6 protein-coding genes and 1 pseudogene are annotated in these 9,452 nt (G+C 69.4%); all 7 read right to left on the reverse strand.

The window, feature by feature from the left end; genetic code table 11:
• Window positions 1-76 precede the first annotated feature (76 nt).
• The 7 genes and pseudogenes from JYK17_RS06250 to JYK17_RS06280 all read right to left on the reverse strand — a co-directional run bounded on the left by JYK17_RS06250 (window position 77) and on the right by JYK17_RS06280 (window position 9,231).
• Window positions 77-2,662, reverse strand: a complete 2,586-nt coding sequence (locus JYK17_RS06250) for an alpha-L-rhamnosidase-related protein (RefSeq protein WP_234547298.1) — start codon at window positions 2,660-2,662, stop codon at window positions 77-79.
• 502 nt (window positions 2,663-3,164) lie between these two features.
• Entirely contained in the window at window positions 3,165-4,181 is a 1,017-nt protein-coding gene (gene denD / locus JYK17_RS06255) for a D-erythronate dehydrogenase (protein ID WP_108015090.1), read from the reverse strand.
• 49 nt (window positions 4,182-4,230) lie between these two features.
• A complete protein-coding gene (locus JYK17_RS06260; RefSeq protein WP_222809951.1) occupies window positions 4,231-5,043 on the reverse strand; it encodes a VOC family protein in 813 nt (270 codons plus the stop codon).
• A 242-nt stretch (window positions 5,044-5,285) separates the two neighbouring features.
• Window positions 5,286-6,854 (reverse strand): cellulose binding domain-containing protein, encoded by a 1,569-nt coding sequence (locus JYK17_RS06265; protein WP_222809953.1) that lies wholly within the window; start codon window positions 6,852-6,854, stop codon window positions 5,286-5,288.
• A gap of 103 nt (window positions 6,855-6,957) precedes the next feature.
• Window positions 6,958-7,401, reverse strand: a complete 444-nt coding sequence (locus tag JYK17_RS06270) for a hypothetical protein (RefSeq protein ID WP_108015087.1) — start codon at window positions 7,399-7,401, stop codon at window positions 6,958-6,960.
• A 97-nt stretch (window positions 7,402-7,498) separates the two neighbouring features.
• Window positions 7,499-8,310 (reverse strand): annotated as a pseudogene (locus JYK17_RS06275) (SAM-dependent methyltransferase).
• 69 nt (window positions 8,311-8,379) lie between these two features.
• The gene (locus tag JYK17_RS06280; RefSeq protein WP_222809954.1) at window positions 8,380-9,231 is read right to left on the reverse strand and encodes an alpha/beta fold hydrolase; all 852 of its coding nucleotides are present in this window, start codon (window positions 9,229-9,231) and stop codon (window positions 8,380-8,382) included.
• Between the last annotated feature and the right edge of the window lie 221 nt (window positions 9,232-9,452).

The following is a 9,452-nucleotide window of genomic DNA, read 5'->3' on the forward strand; positions in this document are numbered from 1 at the left end:
TGCCTGACCGATCAGGTGCCTGACCGATCAGGTGCCTGGCCCGCCACCCTGAATCGTGGCGGGCCAGGCCCCGCGCTCAGCGGGACTGCCGGGCGGTGAAGGTGTGCGTCCCCGGCGTGAGTCCCGGGATCGTGACGCGCCCGTCGACGATGCCTGCCTTGCCGTCCGAGGCGCGGCGCCCGTCCCACACGAGGCGGTTGCGGGACCGTACGGTCAGACGGTGCCCGTTCCCCGGCAGGGCGACCGATGCCCGCGTTCCGTCGGGGACGTCGACGTCGAGCCGGAAGGTGTTCCCGGTGTTCTGCCAGGAGACGCTCAAAGGTCCGTGCGGGGTGGGGAGTTGGCCCTGTGCCCAGGCGACGTCGCCGGGGTTCGGGCGTACCTCCCAGGTGGCGTATCCGGGTGATGTCGGCCGGGCGCCCAGCAGTTGGTGAGTCAGCGCGGGCAGGACACCGGTGGACCAGCCGTGGGCCATGCTGGTGTAGGCGTCCTCGTAGAGCGATCCGTCGGGGCCGATGCCTTCCCAGTTGGTGATGCCGGGGTCGTGGCTGTCCATCCATCCGTACATGCGCCGGATCTGGTCGAGCGCGGAGTCGGCGCGCCCGGTGAGGAAGCGGGCCTCGATCTCGGGGTACGAGGTGAAGGCGTACACGCGCTTGGACGCTCCGGCGAAGATGGTGTCGTTGTCCATGAACGCGTTGCCGTATGGGAGTTGGGTGGTCGCGTCGAGGTGGGCGAGGGACGATGCCGAGCGGTCCGCGTCGGCGATGCCCGCGGTGACGGCGAGCGCGTTGCCGTCCTGTGCGTGGCGCGCGGGCCCGGTGGCGGAGTCGAGGTAGGCGCCCGCGTCGGCGTCCCACAGGTGGGCGTTGATCGCCTTCGTGACCGCGTCCGACCGTTGTGCCCAGCGTGCCGCGTCCGCCGAGTGGCCGAGCAACTGGGCGAGTTGGGCCGCATCCTTGAGCGCTTGGACGTACAGGGCGTTGTAGTAGGTGATCCTCCCGGTACGCCCCAGGAAGGCGTAATCGCCGTATCCCCCCGTGTTGTTGAGCCCCTTGCTGAGCAGTCCTGCCTCGTCCGTGACGCTCGGGTACCAGGTGTCCAGCACCTTCACCAGGTTCGGGTAGTACTGGCTGGCGTAGGCCCGGTCCCCGGTGTAGAGCACGTAGTCCCAGCTGCAGGTCACCCACCACAAGGGGTAGTCGAACAGCGGGAGTGTGTACGAGGAGATGGACGCCGGAGGTATCCAGCCGTCGGCGCGCTGGTGGTCGGCGAGATCGGCGAGCACGTTGCGGGCGGCGGCCGCCGCGTCGTCATGGGTGAGGTACAAGGTCCTTGCCGAGACGGCGAGATCGCCCACGTACGGGTCGCGATCGCGCTTCGCCCCGTCGTGCAGGACGAGCTTGCCCTCCAGGGAGGCGCTCCAGGCGTTCCTCGGGTCGACGTCGTCCTGGCGGAAGGTGTCGGTGACCAGTTCGTTGGTGTACGCGGCGCCGTACCAGTAGCGGTTGAGGTCGTCGTCGGAGCAGAGGAACCATCCGCGGTAGGTGCCGGGTGTACCCACGTATGCGGTGAAGTCCAGGCTGACGGAGTCGATTTCGACCGTCCCCCAGGGCTGGGCCGCCGGGGCGTCGGAGTCGAGGGCGTCGAGGGTGATGCGCAGATAGCGGAAGCCGTGGAGACCGTCGGCGTAGACCTTGTCACCCGACTGGAACCCCTTGTGGTCGGTCCAGTCCGCGCCCTTGGCCGGTACGGCGAACTGGTCGGTTCCCCGGCCCGCGCCGCCGGACTGGTCGGAGCGGGTGAAGTCGGAGCGGTCGGTGAGGAACTGCCGCGTCTCGGAGAACGCGACGCGCACGCCGGGCGAGTTGTCCGAGGCGGAGGTGAAGCGGATGTGCGGGTAGCCCACGACGACCTTGCCGAAGTCGACCGTGACACTGGGCGCCGCGACCGGCTCGACCGGCTCGGGCCACACCTCGTTGATCCGGGTGAACGCCCCGTGCGAGGTGTCCTGCACGGCAGTGACGGTGATGCGCACCTTGCTCGTCGACACCGGTGCCGCGAAGGGCACGGCCCGTTGGATGACATCGTTGTCGGCAACCGTTGCGGCAGCCTTCCAGCCGCCGTCGACCCAGGCGTCGACCGTGAAGGCGGTGGGCACTCCGTCGCTGTTGGAGATCACCGTGATCCCGGACAACTGCCGGGCCTCCGGCATGGTGACGGTCAGGACGTCGGGGAATGCGGCCAGGGTGTCGTCGTTCCAGAACGTGTCGGGGTTGCCGTCGATGGCGTTCTTGGCGTCGTAGGTGCGCGGCTGCCCGTCGTTGCCGTTGTTGCCGGCGTGGGTCGAGGACGCCTCGGCCGTGGTGCCGTCCGGCCAGCGCGGCGCGGGACTCGGCTGCGGGCGCCGCAGCACGGTCGCGCCGCCGCCGGGCTTCAGCAGCGCCTGCGGGTCGCGAACGTCGCCGGTCGAGCCGAGAACCCGCACGGGTCGCACCGTGCGGGATGCGGGCCCCTGGACGTAGCGCTGCCAGCCGGTGCCCAGGCGCGGCGGTCTGGAGGCGCTCGCCGTGTCGGCGTCCGCGCTCGTCACCGCGGCGGCCGGGCTCGTTCCGGGCGACCCGACGGACAGGGCCACGGCTCCGGCCCCTGCGGCCGCCATGACCGTACGGCGGCGGGGGCCAGGTTGTGCGGCACTCTTCGATGCGCTGCTCGATGTCATGGCACCTCGTTCCTCGTGGACTGCGGGGTTCCTCGTGGACGTGCGGGGTTCCTCGGGGTTTCCCGAACGGTTTGAAACGATTCAATGCGTTGATGCAGGGCGACGTTATCCCAAGTCCCGTATCGCGTACAGACACCACGCAACCCCTTGTCCGCGGAGCCGATGGCGGGATTGCGAGACCCGGTGTGCGCCATGTCACGACGGATGGACGCACGCCCCTGGAACAACTCCCAGCGGTTGACCGTTCACCTATACGTGGCTGCGGAGGGGACAGTGTCCCCGGGCCTCACCTATAGCCCGTGGGGACGATCGTTCGGCTGAAGCCCCACGGAGCCTTTCGCCGAGAGGCGACCGCCCTCCGCATGTCACACCAGAACGGCCCCGGCTGGTCTCCCCCGTCCAGTCGGGGCTCTCTGCGTTCCGCGCCGGATGGTCCGGTCCGTCACCCCGAGGCGTTGATGACTGCCTCGGGGTGATCGGCGAGATATTCCTGCACGACGGCCAGGAAACCCGGATCGGGCTGGAGCCCCAGGGCGGCGGCGCGCCGATTGTCGAAGACGGCCGGCCACGAACCGACGATGGCCTCGACGGCGGGATCGGGTACGACGGTCACCAGGTCGGCGGCCCTGCCACCGGCCACCTGCCGGAGTGTGGCGAGCATGTCGGCCACCGAGAGGGTCAGGGCGGGCAGGTTGACGGGCAGGGGCCCGTCGAGGCGCCCCGGTCCGGTCCCGCGCTCGGCCTCGGCGACGCGGAGGATTCCGCCCACAGTGCGCCGCGGCGACGACAGTGCGACCTTCAGGTCCGGGGCGACCGGGCAGATGGCCGGCAGCCCCGCCAACGGTTCCCGGATGATGCCGGACAGGAAGCCCGAGGCCGCCGCGTTCGGCCGGCCCGGCCGCACTACGACGGTCATCAGCCGGGCGACGCGTCCGTCGATGAAGCCGCGGCGGCTCAGGTCCGCGATCAGGTGCTCACACATGAGTTTCTGCGTGCCATAACTCGACCGCGGCACAGGCAGCGTCGTCTCACTGATCACAGGCGGCAGAGGCAGCGCCGGGTGCGATCCGTAGACCGCGAGACTGCTGGCGAACACCACCCGCGGCACCGACCCTCCGGCCGCCGTCTGCCTCTTGGCCGCCTCCAGCACGGCGCGCGTGGTGTCCACATTCGTACGCATCCCGAGCTCGAAATCGGCCTCGCACTCGGCCGACACCGCGGCAGCCAGATGAAACAGCACATCCACCGGCTCCGCGAACACCTCGTCGACACGGTCGATCAGGTCACCGTGCGCCCATTCCACCAGGGCACCGGATGCCTGCGGCTTCTCGGGCGGTACGACGCGGTCGGCGAGCACAAGCCGGGTGATCGGTTCCCCGGCGAACGTCCGCGTCTGCAGCAGACGTTCGGTCAGCAGGCGTCCCAGGAATCCGGACGCTCCCGTGACGACGATCCTCACCGCCACCTCCTCACCTCGGCCGGTCGAAACCCGGGCAGGGTCGCACAGATCAACTACCGCCCGCCAAGCGTGCCGAGCCGATGGTGATGGGCTGCGGCGGACCACCGTAGATGCTGATTCCGGTGATCCCGGGGGTGTTGGGGGTGTCGGTGGCGCCGGGGGTATTCGGGGTGTCGGGGGTGTCGGCGGTGTGCACGCGGATCGAGCCGCTCGGCCAAGAAAGGTCCAACGAGCCGTCTCGTGCCTGGACTTGGGCGCCGAGGATCTCCGTGAACAGACGACGCGACAGGGCCAGGTCCGAGGAGGCGAGGTGTGTCGGCCCCTGCCGCGCCGAAGCTTCGGCCGATGTGTCCCAGAGCGAGGTCCACCACAGTGGCTGCGTGGCTCCCTCGACGCTCGGCAAGGTCGAGGGATCCCGGGCGGTGCTTGCGACGAGTTCGCGAGGGTCCGGGTAGGTCATGTCGGTCTGCGCGAGCTGGATGACCGTGCGGTGAACGGCGTCGGGCATGACGAAGGCCTCGCGCCAGGCGGGATTGCCGTAGCTCTCCCCCACCACGGTCATGCCGAGGGACCGGACCTGGTCGACGGCCTTCGCCAGGTCGGGGACGGTGAAGGTGAGGTGATGCGGTCCCTCTCCATGGGTCTTCAGGAAGCGAGCGAGGAAGCCGTCGGCGACAGGCTCCAGGAGTTCCAGTCGTCCGCCCTCGTCGGCCGTACCCACGTAGAGCAGCAAGTACCGGAATTCCGGGAGGACTTCACCGCAGACGGGAACGGCTCCGAGTTCTCGGCGCAGCCGTCGCGCCCAGCCCAGGGCGTCATGGAGGGCGAACGAGGTGTGGTCGAGGTCGAACCCTGACGTCATGTGCCGGCCTTCCCTGGCCCTCGGGGATTCATCGGGGATTCGATGGACCGAATCGCCGTCTCGACCACCGTGCGCGGCTGCGACCAGGAAGGTCAAGGCCACGCCACGTTCCGTGCCCGCCCAGCGCCCTGTCGTCCCGATCCGCGACCGTTACCACTCGGGACCGCTCCGAGAGGTGAGGGTTCGTCTCCCGAGGCGGTCCCGGCCGGCTGGCCTGATGTGGGGTTGAGGTTGCCGGTTCGTCAGCCCGTGTAGCCCGCGAAGATCTTCGCGAACTCGTACGGGGACTGCGGAATGTTGGTGCACTGATAGAGCGCGCCCGTGCAGGCGTTGCGGTCCCGGGTGGCTTCCCAGAAGGCCAGCTCCCCCAGGTGCTTGCCCTGGGCGAAGGAGACCAGCTGGCGGGCGTCGGCCTGGTCGTAGATGTGGCCGTCGTCGTTCTGCCCGAGCATCGGCGTGACGCCGACCATCGCCCAGGTCTGGGCGTCGGTCTTGCCGGGATAGAGGGACTTGAGCTGGGCGAACGTGCTCTGTGCGGCCTGGACGGCGGCGTCGCCGTAGTCGACGCTTCGGTAGTAGTCCATGGCCATCACGTTCACCACGTCCAGGTCGACCCCGGCGTCGCGTGCCGACTGCACCACGTTCAGGCCGTCCGAGGTCAGTCCCTCCGGGAGGACGGGCAGGGTCAGCGAGATCCTCAGGCCCGGGTGGGCCTGCTGCAGACGCGCCAGGGCCTGGGAGCGCCGGGCGACGGAGGTCGGGTCGGCGGAGGCCGCGCCCTCGATGTCGAAGTCGACGTACTTCAGGTCGTAGGCGGTGACGACCGCGTTGTACTCGGCGTACAGCGCGTCCACCGAGCCGCAGGCCTGGGCCAGTTCGATGCCGCTGGCGCCACCGAAGGAGACCTTGACGTCTCCCCCGCCGGCCCTGATGGCGTCGATCTGATCCTTGGCCCAACCGTCCCGCGGGTCATAGGCGTTGAACCACATCGCCTTGCACCCGGAGGCCGTGATGAAGGCCATCGTGTAGTTCTTCAGCCCGCTCGACGAGGCCATGTCGGGCATGCTCGGCGTGGGCCACGCCCCCATGTCGATGTACGGCGCGGTCGACAGGCCGCCGCTCGGCTGCTGGCCGCTGCCGGTGGTGGTCGTACCGCTGACAGCCGTGGAGTACGCGGACACATTGCCCGCGGCATCACGGGCTCGTACGCGGAACGAGTAACTGGTGCCGGACTGCAGTCCGGTGGCCGTGTACGAGGTGCCGGTCACGGTGGCGGGCGTGCCTCCGTCGCGCGAGATCTCGTATCCGGCGACGGACCCCGAGTCGTCCGTCGAGGCGCTCCACCGCACCGTCAGGGAGGAGCCGGTCGCGGAGCCTACGGTCACTCCGGACGGTGCGCTGGGCGGCGTGGTGTCGGTGCCCGAACCGCCCGCACAGGGACCGCCGTTGAGCTTGCAGCCGGTGGGGGTGCCGGTGCCGTTGGACACCCAGCCGAAGGACGTGGACGCGCCCGGCGCCAACGTGCCGTTGTACTCGCGGTTCTTGAAGGTGTAGTGGTTGCCGCTCTGGGTGAGCAGCGCGTCCCAGTACGAGCCGACGGTGGTACCGGAGGGAAGGTCGAACTCGACGCTCCAGCTCGACAGGCTGGTGCTTCCTGCGTTCGTGATGGTGTACGAGCCCTGGTAACCGGCCTCCCACGTCGATGTCTTGGCGAAGGTGGCGGTCGGCGTGCTCGCGGCGGTCGCGGGTGGCGCCAGGATCAGCAGAAGCAGTCCGGCGAACAGGGTGAGAAGTGTCGACGGTCTTCGCATGTGCTGCCTCCACTGGGGGGTGGGCGCCGAAGCGGCGCGTGAAGCCGCAGAGTTGGTCCATACCAATCCTCTGGCATGTACTTACTTAGCCCCAGCCCGCTCGTCAAGCTCTTGCGCCAAAGCGCCGCACCAACCCGAGGATTCCCGTCGCGACGGCGAGCACGAAGAGCGTCAGGCCCACGAAGACCACCGGATTCACCCAGCCCGGCACCAGTTCGGTCCCCACACCGTCCGAGGTGACGCACTGCGAGCTGACCGGGAGGGTCGCGCGCGTCACGACGTGATCGCCCTGGGCGCCGCGCGACGCGCACATCTGGTCCGGATCCAGGATGTAGAAGCCCGACATCACGCCGGACGCGTACGCGCCGAGCGCCGCCGCCCCGGCCATGACGGCGACCAGCGTGCAGGTCGTGCCGCTGGGCAGGCGCCGGCCCTTGACCGGCGGCCGGCTCGTGACCCGCCGGAACAGGACCGCTCCGGCACCCAGCACCACCAGCGGCGCCGCAATCGGCGCGAACGCCAGAATGAGAAACGCAAGACTCGCCATGTTCGCCCAGACATCATCGGGACAAGATCGGTTCCTACGACACACCTACGTCACCCACGACACCTGCACCACCGCGCCAGGCGCCCGGCATCGGGGGTCAGCCGGCCTTGCGCCCCACACCGCCGTAGAAGCCGACCTCCTCGGACCGGGCGGGAGGTGGGGTGTCCGGGCGCCAGAACGGGACCTGGACCAGGCCGGGTTCGATCAGGTCGAAGCCGTCGAAGAAGCGTCCGACCTCGGCGTGGGAACGCAGGTTCATGCTGGCGGTGGCGTTGTCGTACACGGCCTGGGCGTCGCGGCGGTCCGCGAGATCGCCGGTGGCGTGGGAGAGGACCAGGAAGCTTCCGGCCGGCAGTGCGTCGCGAAGGGTGGCGACGATGCGGTCGGGCTTCTCGGCGTCGGTGACGAAGTGGAGGATGGCCATCAGGAACAGTGCGACCGGCTCGGCGAAGTCGATGATCCGGCGGACGTCGGGATGGTCCACCACAGCCTGCGGATCGCGCAGGTCGGCGAGCACGATGCTGGTCGCCCCGGAGCTGGTGAGGAGTGCGTCCGCGTGCTTCTTCACGATCGGGTCGTTGTCCACGTAGGCGACCCGCACGTCCGGCGCCACCTCGCGGGCCGTCTCGTGGATGTTCGGAGCGGTGGGCAGTCCCGTGCCGATGTCGAGGATCTGACGGACACCGCTGCCGACGACATGACGCACAGCACGCTGCAGGAAGGACTGTTGGCCTGTACGGACATGCGCGCCTCGGGTGCCTGGGCGGCGAGCGCCTCACCGGCCTGCCGGTCGACCTCGAAGTGGTCCTTGCCGCCCAGCAGATAGTCGTAGACGCGAGCGGGGTGCGGCCTGCTGGAGTCGATCTCCTCCGTGCCTGCGCCGGCCTGTGCCACGTGAACCTCTCCCATCACCGACTGCCACGCCGCCCCTGCCCCCGAACGGCTGTACGGCAGCCTCTCACATCAACGTCCGTGTCATTAGCGGCCGTTGGCGGCGGTGTGCTCCAGGATCGCCGCAGTGATTATCGCCCAGTCGGCGCGCTCGACCCCATGCCCTGCGTCGGGCAGCGTCACCATCTTCGCGCCGGGGATCTGTTCGGCGAGGACCGCACCGTGCGCGATCGGGAACATGGGATCGGCGCTCCCGTGGATCACCAATGTGGGTACGGCGATCGAGGACAGGGGCACGTCGGGGAGTTCGCCGTCCGGCAGTGCGTCATGATGGCGGACCGCCGTGAAGTCGTGTGCACGCTCGACATCGCGCAGGACAAGGCTGCGCGCGGCGGCTTCGTCGAACGGGCGGCGGCCCCCGGCGAGCGTGCGGGCGTAGGCCACTTGGTGGTCGATCACCGAGTCGGTGTCCGACCAGTCGACGTGCGCGTCCGCGAAGAAGCGCATCAACTCCTCGGTTGACGGCGGCAGTTCGCGCTCGACGGACACGGCGCACGACGTACTGATCAGGACGAGCGAACGGACGCGGTCCGCGTAGTGCAGCGCGAGCAGCTGCGCGAGCGCCCCTCCGGCCGAGACGCCCACAACATGCGCCGCCGTGATCTCGTGGGCGTCGAGCACCCGGGAGGCGTCAGCGACCAGGTCCGCGCCGGTGTAAGCGGGTCGCTCCGCCCCGTACGTGACCGATCGACCCGTGTCACGGTGGTCGTAGCGGATCACGAAGCACCCGCCCTCGGCGAGCATCCGGCAAAAGCCCTCCTCCCACCAGAGCATCGAGGCCCCGGTGCCCATGACGAGCAGGACGGGCGGGTGTGCCGGGTCGCCGAAGGACTCGACGCACAGCTCGATGCCGTCCACCTCGACCACACGCTCGGTCATCACCACTCCTCCAGGCCGGGAACCCTTCCCCATCACAGCAGACCCGCCCGGGCGGCCACTCGCACTTCCACGAGCGATGTGCCCCGCCCGCCGCGCAATGGTCCACGTGGTCCACGTACCGCTCGCCGCACAATGGTCTACGTGGTCCACGTACCGCTCGCCGCACAATGGTCTACGTGGCCCATGTACCGATCGCCCGACATCTGCTCCGCGCCAAGGAT

The sequence above is a fragment of the Streptomyces plumbidurans genome, assembly GCF_019857225.1.
Classification (GTDB): domain Bacteria; phylum Actinomycetota; class Actinomycetes; order Streptomycetales; family Streptomycetaceae; genus Streptomyces; species Streptomyces plumbidurans.